Origin of the sequence: Streptomyces angustmyceticus (genome assembly GCF_019933235.1) — a bacterium.
GTDB lineage: Bacteria > Actinomycetota > Actinomycetes > Streptomycetales > Streptomycetaceae > Streptomyces > Streptomyces angustmyceticus.
The window spans coordinates 3,609,905-3,625,816 of sequence record NZ_CP082945.1 but is presented as its reverse complement, the minus strand read 5'-3'; the positions used below and the strand labels follow the sequence as shown (position 1 = coordinate 3,625,816).

The following is a 15,912-nucleotide window of genomic DNA, read 5'->3' as shown; positions in this document are numbered from 1 at the left end:
TCAGAGGGCGAGCTTGTAGCCGAAGCCGCGGACGGTCACGATCCGGCCGTGGCCGATCTTGGCGCGCAGCCGCTGCACATGGACGTCGACGACCCGGGGATCGCCGCCGCACGCGTAGTCCCACACCCGCTCCAGCAGCGTGGTCCGCGACAGCACCACACCGGGCTCGGCCGCGAATTCGAGCACCAATCTGCGCTCGGTGGGCGTGAGTTCCAGCAGCCGCCCGGACCGGTGGATGTCCATGGAGGCGGTGTCCACCGTGAGATCGCCGAACCGCAGCAGCGTCTCCGCCTCGTACGCGACCGGCTCGGCGAAGTCCGTGGTGCGGCGCAGCGCGGCACGTATCCGGGCGACGAGCACCGGTATGTCATACGGCTTGGTGAGGTAGTCGTCGGCCCCCGCCTCGAGACCGAGGACCACGTCCACCGGGTCGGTGCGGGCGGAGAGCATCAGCACCGGCAGCCGGCTCACCTCCCGTATGCGGCGCACCACGCTGACCCCGTCGAGCCGCGGCAGCATCACGTCGAGCAGCGCGACATCGGGCGCGCACTCCCGGAACCGCGCCAGCCCGGCATGCCCGTCGGCGGCCGTGCGCACCTGGTACCCGTAGCGCTCCAGGGACAGTTGGGTCGCCTCCCGCAGCAGGGGATCGTCCTCCACCAGCAGCACATCGGTCATCGCTTGCGTTCCTAGGGCTCGGGAAGGGGGAGGTGGATGTCGCCCAGTTCGGCCGCCGCCTCGGGGAGGCGGTGCGGGGACCGTACGACGGCGTGGGTGTAGTACGAGACGTTCTCACGGCGCTGCAGGCGGCCGACCTCGATGGTGGCCGGGTACCCCTTCGCCGGGCAGTGGGGGATGCACCACATGCCCCGCACCCGCCCGGTGGCGACGGCCTTCGGCCTGCCCCACGAGCGCCAGCTCAGCCGGTAGACCGAGGAGAACTCGGTGACGGCGAACTGCGTGGGGCGGGTCAGCGGATGGCCCAGGGTGTCGGAGAGATAGACCGGTCCGGAGACCTGGCCGGGGCCGGGCGCCGGCCCCTCGACGTGGGGCTTCTCGGGGGCGCCGCACCCGGTGAGGCCCGCGGCCGTCAGCACCAGCGCGAGGGCGGCGGCGACGGCCGCGGGCTTGTTCATCGGGGGCCTTCTCCGTCAGCCGGTGGCGAGCGGTCGCTTGCCCTGGAGGTCCTCGGCATCGTACTTACCGGAACCGCCGGCCAGCTTCAGGGTGAAGGACGAGAAGACCTTCCTGCCGTGCACGGCCTTGGGGGCGGACAGCGTGAGGGTGGCCTTCAGCGGCTTGTCGAGGCAGGTGTCGAGGCACCAGTTGCCGGTGACCTCGCCGGTGGCGACGGCCTTCTTCGCGCCCCACTGCTTCCAGTGGAGGTCCCCGGCCGAGGTGAACTCGGAGAGCACCAGGTGCGCGGGGCGGCGCTCGGCGCGGCCCTTGTCCGCGTTCTCCTCGCCGTAGTGGTTGATGACGTAGGGGGTGGCGGCGGTGTGGGCGGCACGCGCCTGGTGCGCGGTGTGCGCCGAGGGGGCCGCGGCGTTCGCGGCGTGGGCGGTGGCGAGGGTGCCGAGGGCGGCGGCGCAGGCCAGCGCGGTGGCTATCGCCGTCCTGTGGCGCCGGGTCGGGTTCGTGGTGCGGTTCATGGCTCTCGCTCCGTTGATCGGGATCGTTCGGCGCGTCAGAAGCTATGAGCGGCGCTTCTCGGTGGCCTGTCAGCCGTGTAACAGCCGTCCATCGGCGGCTGTTACGTGATCTACATACGGGGGCGGACGGGGCGGGACGGGGACGGGTGCGTACCTACGGCCGGCCCGCGTACGCACGGATGGAGGCCCCTCCAAGAGGGCAGCCGGACGCCCCCTCCGACCGCCCACCCGACCCCGCTGACCTGGGGAAACGCGGTCGACGCCGCGACCGGGCCACCGCGCCGGCGCGGATTCTCGCGTGGCGGCCGCCGGGCGGTGCGGGCATGTTGAGGAGAAAGCTGCATTCCTGGACGGGAGGAAGGGCCTCAAGGGGGCGAACTGACGCGGACGGGGCCGTCCGCGGCTGCGCGGACCAGGAGGCTGCCGGATGCTCAGGAGATCGCTGCGGATACCCGCCGTCGGGGTCGCCTACCTGGTGACGGCCGCGGTGGTGTCGTCCGCGATGGCGTCCGGCCCCGAGGAGTACGCGGATGTCGCCGTGAGCAGCGGGACGCGGGCCGGCCCCGGTACCGCCGCGACGCTGGTGATCGCCCACCGCGGTGCCTCGCGCTACGCACCCGAGAACACCCTCGCCGCCGTGGACGCCGCCCACCGCCGCGGGCTCATATGGGTGGAGAACGACGTGCAGCGCAGCAAGGACGGCCGGCTGGTGGTGCTGCACGACGCCACGCTGGAGCGGACCACCGACGCCCGGAAGGTGTTTCCCGGGCGGGCGCCGTGGCGGGTGGGGGACTTCACGGCCGCCGAGATCGCGCGGCTGGACGCCGGCAGCTGGTTCGGCAAGCGGTTCGCCGGGGAGCGGGTGCCGACGCTCGCCGCCTATCTGCGCCGCCTCGACCGCAACGGGCAGCGCCTGCTGCTGGAGATCAAGGCCCCGGAGAAGTACCCGGGCATCGAGGCGCAGGTCCTGCGCGAACTGCGGGTGCGGGGCTGGCTGGACCGGGCCCATGTCCGCAGCCGGCTGGTGGTCCAGAGCTTCTCCGTGCCGTGCGTCAAGGCCGTGCACGCGGCGGCACCGCAGGTCCGTACGGGGATCCTCGGAGCGCCGGGCCCGGACGACCTGGTCCGCTACGCGCGGTTCGCCGACCAGATCAACCCCCGTGCGTCCGCGATCAGTTCACGCTGGCTGGCGACCGTGCACCGGCTGCGCGGACCGCACGGGCGCCCGCTGCAGGTCTACGTGTGGGACGTGGCGAAGAACACCAGCGCGCGGTCGGTGCGCGCCCGAGGGGTCGAAGGTGTTATTGAATAGCGGGCAGGGGTCGGGGATTCGAGGGGCATTGTCCGTATCCCGCGGGGCGCCGGACCGTGATCCGGGCCGCGCGGCCGTCCACGGTGCGTGAAGGAGCTGTGGAGGGCGGATGCGTCGCGTGTGGCCGCCGCAGACGGGGATTTACGTGATTCCCGCCGCGGGGCTAAGGTGCCTGGGATGTTCGACGCCGCCACACTCCCCGTAAAAGAACTAAGACGCAGGATTTGGCTTTTGGGTTCCGATTTGCGGCCCGGTGCGGGCCAGCGTCCAGCTCCTCCTCTGGGAACGTTCCGGGAGGCTCCTTGAAAAACGACTTTCCGGCATACGGCGAACGGCGGGTGCCGCTTCCCCCGCCACGGCGGATGCCGCACGATGAGCTGAGCCCGGCCGGCGCGGCCGGGGCCGGCGCCGCGACCGCGACCATGGCGCCGGCGACGGCGGCGACCGCCACGGCGACCGCCTCCGGATCGCCGACGGACCGTCAGCCGACGTCCCCGCACGGCACTTCGCGCGGCGGGGCTCCCGGCCATGCCAAGGGCCGGGGCGCGGACCGCGCCAAGAAGGCCGCCGCGACGGATGCCAAGGCGAAGCCGCGCGACGCGTTCTTCGACAATGCGAAGTACCTGGCCATCGTGTTCGTGGCGATGGGCCACTCCTGGGAGCCGCTGCGCGACGGCAGCCGCGCGGCAGCGGCGCTCTACATCACCGTGTACGCCTTCCATATGCCGGCCTTCATCATCATCTCCGGCTATTTCTCGCGCAGCTTCGATATGCGCAAGGACCGGCTGCAGCGGCTGATTACCGGGGTCGCCGTTCCCTACATCCTCTTCGAAGTCGCGTACACGCTCTTCAAGCGGTGGGCGGACGACGATCCGGGTTATCCGATCAGCCTGATGGATCCCTGGTATCTGACCTGGTTCCTGGCCGCGCTGTTCATCTGGCGGCTGACCACCCCGCTGTGGAAGATCGTGCGCTGGCCGGTGCCGCTGGCCCTGGCCATCGCCGTGCTCGCGTCCGTCTCCCCGGACATCGGCGACGACCTGGACCTCCAGCGGGTGCTGCAGTTCCTGCCGTTCTTCGTGATCGGGCTGTCGCTGCGGCCGGAGCACTTCAAGCTCGTACGCCGTAAGAAGGCGCGCATCCTGGCCGTACCGGTCTTCGCGGCCGCGCTGGTCTTCGCGTACTGGGCGGCGCCGCGGATGAACGCCGCGTGGTTCTACCACCGCGACGCCGCGCAGGAACTGGCCGCCCCGTGGTGGAGCGGCGCGGTGATGACGCTGGCGATGTTCGGCTGCTCGCTGGTGCTGGTGGCCTGCTTCTTCGCCTGGATTCCCGGGCGCACGATGTGGTGCACGGCGCTGGGTGCGGGCACCCTCTACGGCTACCTGCTGCACGGCTTCCTCGCCAAGGGGTCGCGCTTCTGGGGCTGGTACGACGCGGACTGGATGCAGACCCCGTGGGGCGCCGTCCTGCTGACGCTCATCGCGGGCACCGTCATCACCGTGCTGTGCACCCCGCCCGTGCAGCGGATCTTCCGGTTCGCCATGGAGCCCAAGATGACCTGGGCCTTCAAGAAGGACCCGGTGGGGATGGCCCGCGAGCGCAAGTGACCGACCGCCCTCCGGGCACGGTTCGTCCGGGGGCGCGGCCCGTCCGGAGCGGTCCGTTCGGAAGGGTCCGTGCGGAGCGGTGCGTGCGGAGCGGTCCGTTCGCAACGGGAGGACGCGTCAGCGGGTGGGCGACGGCAGCGTACGTCCATGAACAGCGCCAGGGGCGCTCGTTCCACCGGGAGACCGGCGGGGCGGGCGCCCCTGGCGCGTGTTCGGGACGGCGCGCGTCAGGGGGCCGGGGGCCGGCCTGTGAGCGTCCTGGCACCGGGGCGCGGCCCGTGGGCGGAGGGCGCCGTGCCCGCTAGCGGACGACGGCGATGCCCTCGATCTCGACCAGGGCCGTCTCGTCCCACAGGCGGGTGGCGCCGATCACGGCCATCGCCGGATAGTCGCCGCCGACCAGGCGCTTCCAGACCCCACCGAGTTCGCGGGCATGGCGGCGGTAGTCGCCGACATCGACCGCGAAGACGGTGAGCTTGACGAGGTCGGACGGGCCGGCGCCCGCCGCCTCCGCGACATCCAGGAGGTTCGTCAGCGCCCGCTCGAACTGCTCGACGATGCCGTCCCCGACGATCCGGCCCGCCCCGTCGAGCGCGGTCTGCCCGGCGAGGAACACCATGGTGCCCGGGTCGGCGCGCACGGCATGGCTGAACCCGGTCGGCGGCGCGAGATGCGGGGGATTGACGCGCTCCAGGCCGTTCCCGCCCGCCAGGCCGTCCCGGGCACCCCCTCCGGCGCCCGCCCTCGTCCCCGTATCCGCCCCCGCGCTCGTCCCGTTCTCGGCACTCATTCCGCCCGCTCCTCTCCTCCGCCAACTCATCTCGCCGTCCCAGGGATTGAAACCCGTCCCGCTCCTCCCGGGAAGCTCTTCGCCGCAGATGGCGAGCCCGGAGCCGGTCAGCGGCGCAAACGCGCCGAGCGTCCGGCGGCCCGAGTGGGCCACACGCGCCCCTTCACACGTCCGGGGCACAGATCGCGAGCAACCGGTCCCCGCGGCGGCCGCGGGACCACCTGGACCGCCCGCTCCCGGGCCGCCGGCCCGCACCCCTACGAAGCCCGCGCCGCCGCCGCCACCGGCTCCCGCCCGTCCAACAGGCCCTGGGCGCCGTAGGGCCGGCACCGCAGAAACGCCGCCTCGTGGTGGAACGGCCTCTCCTGGTGCTCCCCGACCGCCTCCCGGTGCGCGGGCCGGTCGGCGCCGTAGGCGTAGTGGCACATCGCCGACGTGCTCTCCCAGACGGAGAACGTGCCGACGAAGCGGGGCGGTCTGGCGAGGGCGACCGAGGCGACCATCGCGGGGTCGGCCGCGGCCCGGCCGGCGGCCCGGGAGTTGGCACGCAGGAACGGCAGGGCGCGGCGCAGCCGCAACTGCCCGAGGGTGAGGACGACGACCGGCCCGTCCTCCTCGTCGCGCGCGGCACCCGGCTCGATCTCGACGGGCATCCCGGGCCAGGACCCGGCGAGCCGCAGTGGCCGCAGCCGTACGTGCCAGCCGTCGGCCAGGCGCCCGGCCAACGGGTCCGCGGCGAGGAAGCGGTCGAGTGCGGCATCGTCCTCCCACGCGGCGAGCAGCGCGGCCCGGCCGGGGCGCACCACGGGTGGGCCGGAGGCGATGACGCCGGTGAGCGTGGTCTGGGCGTACCGGAGGCCGGGAGTGCTCTCCGGCCGTGGACGTTCGCGGAGGACGGCGCGCGTGGCGCGGACACCGACGTCGGCGACATGGGCGGAAACGATCACGTTGAGCCCCCGTACCTGGTCCCGCCGAGTGAGGTCCACCAGCGGTCTGCGAGTAGGTCTACTGCTGCGTATACCAAGCGGTACACGACCTAGTATCCTGCAATCGGGCCGCCGGGTCGAGCCGACATCACCAGCCGGAACAAGCCAGATCGCAGGGTGGGAGCGCATGAGCGAGATCGACCGGGGCCGTGCCGCCCGCGCCGAGGCCAGGACGCGTATCGAGGACACCGCGGCCCGGCTGTTCGCGGAGCGCGGCTTCGCGGGCACCACCATCGGGGACATCGCCGCCGGAGCGGGCCTGAGCAAGCCGATGCTCTACCGCCACTTCGACTCCAAGCAGGAGCTGCACCTCGCCCTGCTGGAGCGCCACCGCGACGAGCTGGCCGCCGCCCCGGTCCACGAACTTTTGCACGGCGCGGGCGATCTGGCCACGCGCCTGACGGCGATGTACGACGCCTGGTTCGGGTATGTGCAGAGCCACCCGTACACCTGGCGCATGATGTTCCGCGACACCACGGGGGACGCGCAGGTGGCGGCCTTCCACCACGAGCTGCAGCGCAGGCAGCGGGAGACGGACACGGCGCTGCTGCGCGAGTTCGCGCCCGGCCTCCCCGAAGCCGAACTGGAGCCGCTCGGCGAGGCGATCCGCAGCGCGCTGTACGGACTCGCCCTGTGGTGGCTGGAGCGGCCCGACCACCCGCGCGAGCTGCTGGTCGCGACGATGGTGCGCATCACCCGTGGCCTGATCTCGACCGTCGAGCCCCCGGGCGCCCCGACCGCGCCCGGCGGGACGGACTGAGCGGTCTCACACCACCGCCGGGGACGCCGGATGGAGCGCCTCCCGCAGCTGCCCCGTCCAGTGGGCCGTCATCTCCTTCGCCACCCGGGTGTCCGGCGCGAACAGCTCGAAGCCGTGCCAGGCACCGGGCACATTGCGGACCGTGACCGGCACACCCGCGTCCATCAGGCGCCGCGCGTAGGCCAGGCCCGCATCCCGCATCGGATCGAGATCGCAGACCAGGACATGCGCCGGCGGCAGCCCCGACAGGTCGGTGGCGCGGGCCGGCGCGGCATACGCCTCCGCCTGTGCCGTCCCCTCCGGAAGGTAGTGCCGCCACGACTCCCGGACCCCGCGCCCGGTGAGCACCCGCGCATCCAGGGCTCCCGCCGCGTCCTCGGACTCGTCCGCCCCCACCCGGTCGTCCAGGTCCGGGACGCACAGCGACTGGTGGACGAGCGCCGGTCCGCCGCGGTCACGGGCCATCAGGGCGACGGCGGCGCCGAGACCACCGCCCGCCGACTTGCCCGCCACCGCGATCCGCGAGGCATCGACGCCCAGCCCGGCGGCTCGTTCCGCCACCCACTCCAGCGCGCGGTAGCAGTCCTCCACCCCGGCCGGATAGCGGTGCTCCGGGGCGAGGCGGTACTCGACGGTGACGACGACGGCGGGCAGCTCGCGGCAGAGTTCGATGGCCACCCGGTCCTGCCCGGGCAGCGACCGCCCGAGGGCGAACCCGCCCCCGTGGAAGTGCAGCACAGCGGGCAGCGCGCCCCCGGGGGCGCCGGCACCCCCGGTAGCGTCCGGACCGGCACCCTCCGCTCCCTCCGGCCGGTAGACCTCCACCGTCAGCGCGCTGCCATCGGCCCGCCCGATGCCGAACCGCTCGCTGCGCACGCCCGTACGGTCGGCGGGAAAAGCGGCCAGTATCGCGTGGAACCCCTCGCGCGTGGCCTCGATGTCCTCATACGGATCGGAGAAGCGCGGCAACGCCTCGTAGGCCGCGACGAGTTCGGGATGCACCCGCATCGTGCTCCGTTGGCCGGCCTCGGGCTGGACGCTCATACGGGATGCTCCTCGTTCGGTACGGACCTGCACACCTTCTGCTCCCAAGATCCCGCGGCACGCCCGCACCGGCTCCGGCACCGCACCGGCACCCGTCCCGCCACACCCGGACCCGCCCCGGCCCGCCCGGATCCGCCGCTCCGCTCACTTCGCCTCCGCGTAGCACTCCACCACCGCCGTGGTGAACGGGAAGCGGACCGGTGTCTCCCCGAACGCGATCCGCCCGGCCGCCGCCGCGGCCGCCGTGACCGCCGCGGCGACGGTCTCCGCCTCCTCCGCGGGGCAGTGCACGATCACTTCGTCATGCTGGAAGAAGACGAGTTCGGCGCGGAGCCCGCCCTCCGCCAGCGAGCGGCGCAGCGCGGCCAGCAACAGCAGCGCCCAGTCGGCGGCGCTGCCCTGGACGACGAAATTGCGGGTGAACCGGCCGCGGGCGCGGGCGGCCGCCGAACCGGCGCCGTAGGCGGGCGACGGCTCCTCCTGGGGCAGCCCCGCCTCGTCGGGCGGCGCCACGGACGCGGGCGGGCAGGTGCGGCCCATCCAGGTGCGCACCAGCCGGCCTTCCTCGCCCGCGCGCGCCGCCTCGTCCACATACGCCACCGCGGCCGGATAGCGGCGGCGCAGGTCCGCCATGTGCTTGAGGGCGTCGCCGGACGTCTGGCCGTAAATCGCCCCCAGCAGGCCGAGCTTGGCCCGGGCGCGGTCGCCGCCGAACGCACGGGCCGCCAGATCCGCGTACAGGTCCTCGCCGCTGCCGGCCACCTCCATCAGGCCCCGGTCGCGGGAGACGGCCGCCAGCACCCGGGGCTCCATCTGGGCGGCGTCGGCGACCACCAGGCACCACCCGGGGTCGGCACGCACGGCCTGCCGGATCACCTTGGGGATCTGCAGCGCACCGCCGCCGTTGGCGGTCCAGCGGCCGGAGACCGTGCCGCCGGGCAGATACTCCGGGCGGAAGCGGCCGTCGTGCACCCACTGCTGGAGCCAGGCCCACCCGTGGGCGGTGTACAGCCGGTAGAGCTTCTTGTACTCCAGCAGCGGCGCCACCGCGGGGTGATCGATCTGCTGGAGCTCCCACTTACGGGTCGAGGTGAGCGAAATCCCGGCGCGCGCAAAGGCCTTGATGATCTCGCCCGGCAGATCCGGACGCACCCGCGCGCCCGTCCCGAACGCCCGGGACACCTCATCGGCCAGCTCCGCCATCCGGCGCGGCTCCCCGCCGCCCGGATACCGCTCCCCCAGCAGCGAGTCGAGCAGCTCGCGGTGCACGTCCGCGCGCCAGGGCACCCCGGCCCGCCCCATTTCCGTGGCGACCAGCATGCCCGCCGATTCCGCGGCGAGCAGCAGCCGCATCCGGTCCGGGCGTTCCGTCCGCTCCGTACGCGCGACCTGGGCGGCGTAGACCTCCAGCAGCGCCGTCAGCTCGTCGGTGCCGGGCGGCAGCGGCACCGGACCCGGCTCGAACAGCGACGGCTGGGTCTCGGCCGTACGGACCGGCGCGTCCTCGGGGACGGGCAGGCCGTGCAGCCGCGCCCAGGCGGCGGCCAGCGAACGCGGCTGGCCCGACTGCCCCTCCTCATGGCCGATCAGCAGCGCCTCGGCGGCCTCCACGTCGTAGCACCGCTCGACCCGCACTCCCGCCGTCAGCAGCCGCCGGTAGATCTCCGCGGTGGACCGCCACACCCACCGCTCGACCTCGGGCCGTGAGCGCACGGCCCCGGCGAGTGACTCCTCGCGCATCACCGGTCCCGCGGGCCGGCCGTCCGGGGCGAGCGGGCAGAGCCGAGCGCCCCCGTCACCCGTCTCCACCACCGCCCATCTCATGCCCCGAGTCTTCCACCGGGGTCTGACAATCGCCCTGACCAGCGCCGACGACACGGCCCCCGCCCCACCGAAAGCCGGCTGCCGGCCCGGCCGCCGGCCCCGATCCCGCGGCGACGCCTTCTGCCGCCGGGAAAAGGCGAGTTCACCGCCCCGGGCACCCGAATCAGCTAGCAATTAACGCTCTTCGCAGCCGAGTTGACGTTTCCCGTCGTCGCGGAAGAGGTATCCCAAGCCTCCCGGGAGAGCGGCGGCACCGAGGCGACGATGTCCCCTCGGGCAGGGCGCCGGCTTTTCACCCGATTGAACCGCTACCTTTGCCCCGGTTGATGAGTTGAGCAGCTTGTCGCTCTAAGCGGCGCGCGTAGCGATACGCGTACAGAAACCTGAATGCTGCTCAGTGAAGAGGTTCACCGTGAAGTTTGTCTCCAAGGCCGCCGTCCTGTCCGCCGCCGCGGGCATCGCCGTCATGGGCGGAGCCGGTGCGGCCAGTGCCCATGGTGGTGCCGGCGCGGCGGGTGTCGCCCAGAACTCGCCCGGTGTGCTCTCCGGAAACCTCATCCAGGTTCCCGTCGACGTGCCGGTCAACCTGTGCGGCAACACCGTCAACATCGTTGCGCTGCTGAACCCGGCGTTCGGCAACACCTGCGTCAACGCCTGAGTGCCGCACCGCACTTGAGTCCCGGTCCGCCTCCCCGCGGACCGTGACCGCAAAGGCCGGTACGAATTCTTCGTACCGGCCTTTGAAATGCCAAAAAGTCTGCCGGCAGGCGGACTTGGCGCGGGCGCGGTGATATGTATCCATGGCTTCGCGGCATTCGGGTGAAACGGCGAAACCGCACCCCCCGAAGCGAGTTGACCAGTGCGCTCCGGATACGGGCACTCCGCTTCGAGAAGGGTAAATCGTGATCAAGAAGGTCCTGGCCACGACGGCTGTAGCCGCGTCCGTCGTCGGCATCTCGGCAACCGTCGCCCCCCAGGCGATGGCGATCGGCAACCACAACGGCACCTCCACGGTGAACGGCAACGGCGCCAAGAGCGCGTTCGGCAACTCCACCACCGTGGGCAAGATGAGCCCGCAGCTGGAGCTCGTCCAGGGCTCGCTCAACAAGCCGTGCCTGGGCCTGGGCAAGGTCAACGCCCAGCTCGCCGCGGTGCTGGCCAACGTGCAGGACGTCAACATCCTGGCCTCGCCGCAGAACCAGCAGTGCACCGAGAACTCGACGCAGGCCAAGGGCGACGAGCCGCTGTCGCACATCCTCGACAGCATCCCGGTCCTGTCCGGGAACGGTGTCGGCAACCGCTGAGCCGGCCATCGGCCGCGGGCCTGGACCGCCGGCTCTCTCTTCCAGAGCGGTCCGGGACCTGCGGCACCCCGTTGCGAATCTCCGGGACGGATCGTCCCGGACCCTTTTCGGTAGGAATTCGTATTCGACGGGTGCCCCGTCTGTGCGAACTCCGGTGTTTTTTCCGCGTCGTATGCGCGGTGGCAATCCCCGGAACGGTCCTGCATCGTTCGGGCGATCCGGCCAAAAACCTCCCGGCAAGAGTTTCGTGCACGAGGAGAAATCGTTACCAATATCGGCAGCGGTGTTACGGGCGAGCAGAACAGCGCCCGTGCGACACGACGGTCGTGTGCGCCACGGACCCGCTGCAAGGAAGGGCTGAAAGTGAAGTACGCAAAGTTCGCAGCGATCACCGCCGGAACCATCATGGCGGTGGGCTCGGCTGTGCCGGCGTTCGCCGACGCGGGTGCCGCGGGCGGTGCCAAGAACTCGCCCGGCGTGCTCTCCGGCAACGCCATCCAGGTTCCGGTGCACATCCCGGTCAACCTCTGCGGCAACACCGTCAACATCGTTGCGCTGCTGAACCCGGCGTTCGGCAACACCTGCCTGAACCACTGACTCGAAGGAATTCGAGCCGTGTCCATGTGACCCGGCCCCGGTGCGCTTCCCCCTGTGCATCGGGGCCGGTCGCTGTCCGGTTCCTGCACGACGGGTCATACGGCCGCGCCTTTCGAGTGGCATTGCCGAGAAGCGCGGACTTCTTCAGTTTCTCCTTGCGGCAGAACTCGTTAATCAGCGTGAATGCGGTGACCCGAGCAGTCGAAGCGAATGCTCGCGCGGCCCTTGTGTCGCGGAACCGTCAAGCACCGCCCCGGAAAGGACAGTTGAAAGTGAAGTACGCCAAGTCCGCTGCGGTTGTCGCTGGTTCCGTCATGGCGCTGGGTGTGGCCGCGCCCGCGTTCGCCGCCCCGCCCGGAGCCCCGACCATGAGCCTCAACGGCGGGCTGAACGATGCGCTGAGCAACAAGCAACTGGACGGCCACCAGCTCATGCCGCTGGTCAGCACGGTCAAGACCGCGCAGGGCAAGGTCAAGTCGACCAACCCGAAGAAGCTGCTCCGTGGCGTTACCGGAGCGACCAAGAAGACCCCGCTGCTCGGCGGCCTTCCTCTCGCGTGAGTACCGGGCGCGCCGGCGGCGGACGGACGGCGAAACCGGCCGCCCCGGGCGCGGTGACGCAGGTGAGGACTTCACCGCTCCTCGGCCGCTCCGGCGAGTCCGGCACGGTATCGGTATTCCGCGACACTCGACGCCGGATGTGATGGGGACCGGCGCTTTGCCGCGTCCCGGCTATTTCCGCTCCGCCTTCCGGTCGCGATCCCGATCGGAAAAGCGGATTGAACCGGTCGGCTCATTTGAGTGAATGAGGGCAACCAAAATCATCCCTGTGAGTTGGGCAGACTGCCCGGCCCAAGGGCATCCCGAAACACGAAGGACCAAAATGATCAAGAAGGTTTTGGCGACCGCCGCAGCGGCTGCCTCCATCGCCGGTGTAGCCGCGGCCGCGGCCCCCGCGGCGATGGCGATCGGTAACCAGCACGGCACGTCTTCCGTCAATGGAAACGGTGCGCGGGAGTACTTCGGCAACTCCACCACGTACGGCTACATGAGCCCGCAGATCGGCCTGATCCAGGGCTCCCTGAACAAGCCCTGCCTGGCGCTGGGCAAGGCGAACCTCCAGGGTGCCGGCGGGCTCCTGCTGCAGGACCTCAACATCCTGTCGTCGCCGCAGAACCAGCAGTGCACCGAGAACTCCACCCAGGCCAAGGGCGACGAGCCGCTGTCGCACATCCTGGACAACATCCCGGTCCTTTCCGGCAACGGAGCCGGAAACCGCTGACCGGCCGACCAGCACCCGGGCCGCCCGGTCCTCCTTCTTCCGGGCGGTCCGGGTTTCAGCTGTCCGGCGCCGGCGCGGAAATGTTATTCGCTCGTGACGCAATTCCGGTGCGCCGGATCGTTAGCAATGTGTGTGGAGGGAAGCATGCCAATGCCCTGGTGAGATTGATGGGGCTGCCAGGGTATTGGCATGCCGTCCGTATCGAGAGCAGGGCCCGCGACTGTCGTTCATCGGCGTCGCGGGCCCTGTTTCGTGCTCGCGAATGGGTGCCCCTGCGCGATAAGTCGCATTGTCGGTACGCGTATGGAGGCGAGAGCGGCAGCGGAAAGCGCGGACCGGGAATTCCGGAGGTCCCGGTAGCGGCTATTCGGGTGATGGTGCAGAACTCGAACCGCCACAGCGGGTTGTTCAAACCGGGCTCCCGTGTCGGGAGCTTCTTCTCCGAAGGGTTTGCGTGATGAAGAAGATGATGGCGGGCGCGGCTGTGGCGGCGTCGCTGATCGGTATGTCCGCTGCGGCCGCTCCTGAGGCCATGGCGATCGGTGACCAGCACGGCACCACCACGGTCAACGGAAACGGGGCGGCGTCGGTCTACGGCAACTCCACCACGCGCGGTGACCTGAGCACCCAGCTCGGTCTCGTCCAGGGCTCGCTGAACGACCTGTGCCTCGGACTGGGCAAGGTCAACGTCCAGGCCCTCTCCCCGATCCAGGCCCAGGACCTCAACATCCTGTCGTCGCCGCAGAACCAGCAGTGCGCCCACAACTCGACGCAGGCCAAGGGCGACGAGCCGCTGTCGCACATCCTCGACGACATCCCGGTCCTGTCCGGGAACGGCGTCGGCAACCGCTGACGGCCGACGGCCCCGGCCGTTCACCGCTTGTGCCCCCGGGCGGCCGGCGCCGCGTATGTGCTGCCGGCCGCCCGGTCGTGTGCGTGGCGCGGGCGGCCGGGGCGTATTGCACTGACTGCCGAGGAGGACGAGGGATGCGACAGAGCCTGAAGACGTGGGCGGTCGTGGCAGCGGCGGCGTCGGGCGCGCTCGGCGCGGGCGGCGGCGTGGCGTACGCGGATGCCGGCGCCGGGGGTGGCACGGCGCACTCTCCCGGGGTGCTCTCCGGGAACCACATCCAGGTGGCCGTGGACACCCCGGTCACTGTGTGCGGCAACTCGGCCGACGCGGGCGCGGCCCTCAACCCGGCTATGGGGGCCTCGTGCGGGAACGGCGCGGCGCTCGCGGCCGCCCGGCGGCCCGGGACCGGCGCACCGCCGCCCCTGGTGTCCCACCGGCAGGGCCCGGGGCCGGCCCCGAAGCACGCGGCCCCGGCGCCGCAGCGGGAAAGGACGCCGGCCAGGACGGCGCCCCGGCATGCCCACGGGCCCGCGGTGGAGTCCGGGACGGTGCCCGCGCCGCGGTCCGCGCGGGCGGGCGCCGCGAAGCGCGCCGGGATGCCGGCGGACCCCGGGCTCCTGGCGTCCACCGGGCCCGGCGAACTCGCCATGCTGGCCGGTGCGGGCGGCGGGCTGCTGATGGGCGGGGCGCTGCTGCTGCGCAGGTCCGGTACGCGGCGCCGATGAGCCGGCGTCCGGTCGGGCCGCCCGTCGGCATCGCCGGTCGGCCCGACCGCGGCCGGCCGACCGCGGGCCAGGGCGGCGCTGCGGCTGGAAGGCGCCCTGCGGGACGTACGACGGATCGTGCGGATCAACGGGTGAGGGCCTTCTCCGGCACGGGAAGGATCGTTCTTTCGCTCAGGGGTGGGAAACGGTGGGCGGGGCGTTCGAAGCGGGGCGGAGCCGGCAGCGCCGCGGGACCGTGCCGCTTGCCGCGGCCTCTGGCAAAATTGGGGTGAAAGCCGCAAAAGCAATGCGTCGATGAGGTGGGGCCATGCTCGTTGCGCTGGCGCAGACGGACTGTGTCCTGGGCGAGGTGGCGGCCAACCTCGCCATCGCCCGTGAGCAGATCGAGCAGGCGGCGGCGCAGTGCGCGGATCTGGTCGTCTTCCCCGAACTGAGCCTGCACGGCTACCACTTGGGGGCGCTCAAGCGCGACGAGTCCCTGGAGGCCAACGACGAGCGGCTGCTGGAGCTCAGCACCCTCGGCCCCGATGTGCTGGTCGGCTTCCACGAGCACACCAGCCTGCGCGCGTACAACACCGCGGCGCACTACGCGGCCGGCGCGCTGGTGCACGCCCACCGCAAGCTCTACCTCCCCAACTACCTGGCCTGGGAGGAGCGCAAGCACGTCAGCCCGGGGCAGTCGCTGCGCGCGTACGAGCTGAAGCGGGCCAGGAGCGGCGGGCGGGGCGCGACGCTGGTGTGCAACGACGCCTGGCAGCCGACGCTGCCGTGGCTGGCGGTGCAGGACGGCGCCGAGGTGCTGTTCATCCCCACGAACAGCGCGGCGAGCCTGGACCCGGAGGCGATGGACACCGGCCTGTACTGGGACACCCTGCTGTCCTACACGGCGAAGATGCTGCAGTGCTGGGTGGTCTTCGTGAACCGGGTGGGCAACGAACACGGCGCGGCGTTCTGGGGCGGCTCACGGGTGGTGGACCCGCGGGGCGCGGTGGTGGCGCAGGCGCCGAAGTGGGAGCCCTCGCTGATCACCGTCGAGATCGATCTTGCCGAGGCGCGGCGGCAGCGCCGCGCGGTGCCGCTGGTCGCCGAGGCCCGGCTGGGGCTGATCGACCGCGAGGTGCGGCGGCTGATCGACGAGGGCGGCGACCACTGAGGGACCGGCGGTCCCTGCCCG

18 protein-coding genes are annotated in these 15,912 nt (G+C 71.8%); 11 read left to right on the top strand and 7 right to left on the bottom strand.

The window, feature by feature from the left end:
- The 3 genes from cseB to K7396_RS16265 are packed head-to-tail and all read right to left on the bottom strand — an operon-like array spanning position 1 to position 1,652.
- Positions 1-678, bottom strand: a complete 678-nt coding sequence (gene cseB, locus K7396_RS16275; protein WP_086717278.1) for a two-component system response regulator CseB — start codon at positions 676-678, stop codon at positions 1-3.
- 11 nt (positions 679-689) lie between these two features.
- Positions 690-1,136: a hypothetical protein gene (locus tag K7396_RS16270; RefSeq protein ID WP_086717277.1), complete on the bottom strand. Its 447-nt coding sequence runs from the start codon at positions 1,134-1,136 to the stop codon at positions 690-692.
- 15 nt (positions 1,137-1,151) lie between these two features.
- Positions 1,152-1,652 (bottom strand): hypothetical protein, encoded by a 501-nt coding sequence (locus tag K7396_RS16265; protein WP_086717276.1) that lies wholly within the window; start codon positions 1,650-1,652, stop codon positions 1,152-1,154.
- A gap of 427 nt (positions 1,653-2,079) precedes the next feature.
- Here K7396_RS16265 and K7396_RS16260 point away from each other — a divergent pair, with 427 nt between their 5' ends.
- Positions 2,080-2,964: a glycerophosphodiester phosphodiesterase gene (locus K7396_RS16260; RefSeq protein WP_086717275.1), complete on the top strand. Its 885-nt coding sequence runs from the start codon at positions 2,080-2,082 to the stop codon at positions 2,962-2,964.
- 362 nt (positions 2,965-3,326) lie between these two features.
- Positions 3,327-4,574, top strand: a complete 1,248-nt coding sequence (locus K7396_RS16255; RefSeq protein ID WP_223660016.1) for an acyltransferase family protein — start codon at positions 3,327-3,329, stop codon at positions 4,572-4,574.
- Positions 4,575-4,875: 301 nt separating this feature from the next.
- Here K7396_RS16255 and K7396_RS16250 read toward each other — a convergent pair whose 3' ends face one another.
- Both K7396_RS16250 and K7396_RS16245 read right to left on the bottom strand, forming a co-directional pair.
- Positions 4,876-5,364: a RidA family protein gene (locus tag K7396_RS16250; RefSeq protein ID WP_086717274.1), complete on the bottom strand. Its 489-nt coding sequence runs from the start codon at positions 5,362-5,364 to the stop codon at positions 4,876-4,878.
- Between the two features lie 257 nt (positions 5,365-5,621).
- Positions 5,622-6,311 carry a spheroidene monooxygenase gene (locus tag K7396_RS16245; protein WP_086717273.1) on the bottom strand — a complete coding sequence of 230 codons (690 nt, stop codon included), beginning with the start codon at positions 6,309-6,311 and terminating at the stop codon, positions 5,622-5,624.
- Positions 6,312-6,477: 166 nt separating this feature from the next.
- Between K7396_RS16245 and K7396_RS16240 the strand changes: the two genes are divergently transcribed.
- A complete protein-coding gene (locus K7396_RS16240) occupies positions 6,478-7,110 on the top strand; it encodes a TetR/AcrR family transcriptional regulator (protein ID WP_086717272.1) in 633 nt (210 codons plus the stop codon).
- A gap of 6 nt (positions 7,111-7,116) precedes the next feature.
- Here K7396_RS16240 and K7396_RS16235 read toward each other — a convergent pair whose 3' ends face one another.
- Both K7396_RS16235 and K7396_RS16230 read right to left on the bottom strand, forming a co-directional pair.
- Positions 7,117-8,154: an alpha/beta hydrolase gene (locus K7396_RS16235; RefSeq protein ID WP_174886930.1), complete on the bottom strand. Its 1,038-nt coding sequence runs from the start codon at positions 8,152-8,154 to the stop codon at positions 7,117-7,119.
- A gap of 144 nt (positions 8,155-8,298) precedes the next feature.
- Positions 8,299-9,978 (bottom strand): bifunctional 3'-5' exonuclease/DNA polymerase, encoded by a 1,680-nt coding sequence (locus tag K7396_RS16230; RefSeq protein ID WP_086717271.1) that lies wholly within the window; start codon positions 9,976-9,978, stop codon positions 8,299-8,301.
- A 466-nt stretch (positions 9,979-10,444) separates the two neighbouring features.
- Between K7396_RS16230 and K7396_RS16225 the strand changes: the two genes are divergently transcribed.
- The 8 genes from K7396_RS16225 (at position 10,445) to K7396_RS16190 (ending at position 15,891) form a co-directional block, all read left to right on the top strand.
- Positions 10,445-10,636: a chaplin gene (locus K7396_RS16225; RefSeq protein ID WP_086717303.1), complete on the top strand. Its 192-nt coding sequence runs from the start codon at positions 10,445-10,447 to the stop codon at positions 10,634-10,636.
- Between the two features lie 244 nt (positions 10,637-10,880).
- The gene (locus K7396_RS16220; RefSeq protein ID WP_086717270.1) at positions 10,881-11,282 is read left to right on the top strand and encodes a rodlin; all 402 of its coding nucleotides are present in this window, start codon (positions 10,881-10,883) and stop codon (positions 11,280-11,282) included.
- Positions 11,283-11,645: 363 nt separating this feature from the next.
- Positions 11,646-11,879, top strand: a complete 234-nt coding sequence (locus tag K7396_RS16215) for a chaplin (RefSeq protein WP_086717269.1) — start codon at positions 11,646-11,648, stop codon at positions 11,877-11,879.
- Between the two features lie 272 nt (positions 11,880-12,151).
- The gene (locus tag K7396_RS16210; protein WP_086717268.1) at positions 12,152-12,439 is read left to right on the top strand and encodes a hypothetical protein; all 288 of its coding nucleotides are present in this window, start codon (positions 12,152-12,154) and stop codon (positions 12,437-12,439) included.
- Between the two features lie 322 nt (positions 12,440-12,761).
- Positions 12,762-13,160, top strand: a complete 399-nt coding sequence (locus K7396_RS16205) for a rodlin (protein ID WP_086717267.1) — start codon at positions 12,762-12,764, stop codon at positions 13,158-13,160.
- Positions 13,161-13,617: 457 nt separating this feature from the next.
- Positions 13,618-14,013, top strand: a complete 396-nt coding sequence (locus K7396_RS16200; protein ID WP_086717266.1) for a rodlin — start codon at positions 13,618-13,620, stop codon at positions 14,011-14,013.
- 134 nt (positions 14,014-14,147) lie between these two features.
- Positions 14,148-14,738: a chaplin gene (locus tag K7396_RS35815; protein WP_086717265.1), complete on the top strand. Its 591-nt coding sequence runs from the start codon at positions 14,148-14,150 to the stop codon at positions 14,736-14,738.
- 307 nt (positions 14,739-15,045) lie between these two features.
- Positions 15,046-15,891 carry a nitrilase-related carbon-nitrogen hydrolase gene (locus tag K7396_RS16190; RefSeq protein WP_086717264.1) on the top strand — a complete coding sequence of 282 codons (846 nt, stop codon included), beginning with the start codon at positions 15,046-15,048 and terminating at the stop codon, positions 15,889-15,891.
- Positions 15,892-15,912: the final 21 nt, after the last annotated feature.

Coding starts and splice junctions, on each gene's coding strand:
- K7396_RS16225 (WP_086717303.1), top strand. CDS start 10,445: ATGGGCGGAGCCGGTGCGGCCAGTGCCCATGGTGGTGCCGGCGCGGCG.
- K7396_RS16235 (WP_174886930.1), bottom strand. CDS start 8,154: ATGAGCGTCCAGCCCGAGGCCGGCCAACGGAGCACGATGCGGGTGCAT.
- K7396_RS16190 (WP_086717264.1), top strand. CDS start 15,046: ATGCTCGTTGCGCTGGCGCAGACGGACTGTGTCCTGGGCGAGGTGGCG.
- K7396_RS16270 (WP_086717277.1), bottom strand. CDS start 1,136: ATGAACAAGCCCGCGGCCGTCGCCGCCGCCCTCGCGCTGGTGCTGACG.
- K7396_RS16205 (WP_086717267.1), top strand. CDS start 12,762: ATGATCAAGAAGGTTTTGGCGACCGCCGCAGCGGCTGCCTCCATCGCC.
- K7396_RS16265 (WP_086717276.1), bottom strand. CDS start 1,652: ATGAACCGCACCACGAACCCGACCCGGCGCCACAGGACGGCGATAGCC.
- K7396_RS16250 (WP_086717274.1), bottom strand. CDS start 5,364: ATGAGTGCCGAGAACGGGACGAGCGCGGGGGCGGATACGGGGACGAGG.
- K7396_RS16255 (WP_223660016.1), top strand. CDS start 3,327: ATGCCGCACGATGAGCTGAGCCCGGCCGGCGCGGCCGGGGCCGGCGCC.
- K7396_RS16240 (WP_086717272.1), top strand. CDS start 6,478: ATGAGCGAGATCGACCGGGGCCGTGCCGCCCGCGCCGAGGCCAGGACG.
- K7396_RS16260 (WP_086717275.1), top strand. CDS start 2,080: ATGCTCAGGAGATCGCTGCGGATACCCGCCGTCGGGGTCGCCTACCTG.
- K7396_RS16230 (WP_086717271.1), bottom strand. CDS start 9,978: ATGAGATGGGCGGTGGTGGAGACGGGTGACGGGGGCGCTCGGCTCTGC.
- K7396_RS16200 (WP_086717266.1), top strand. CDS start 13,618: ATGAAGAAGATGATGGCGGGCGCGGCTGTGGCGGCGTCGCTGATCGGT.
- K7396_RS35815 (WP_086717265.1), top strand. CDS start 14,148: ATGCGACAGAGCCTGAAGACGTGGGCGGTCGTGGCAGCGGCGGCGTCG.
- cseB (WP_086717278.1), bottom strand. CDS start 678: ATGACCGATGTGCTGCTGGTGGAGGACGATCCCCTGCTGCGGGAGGCG.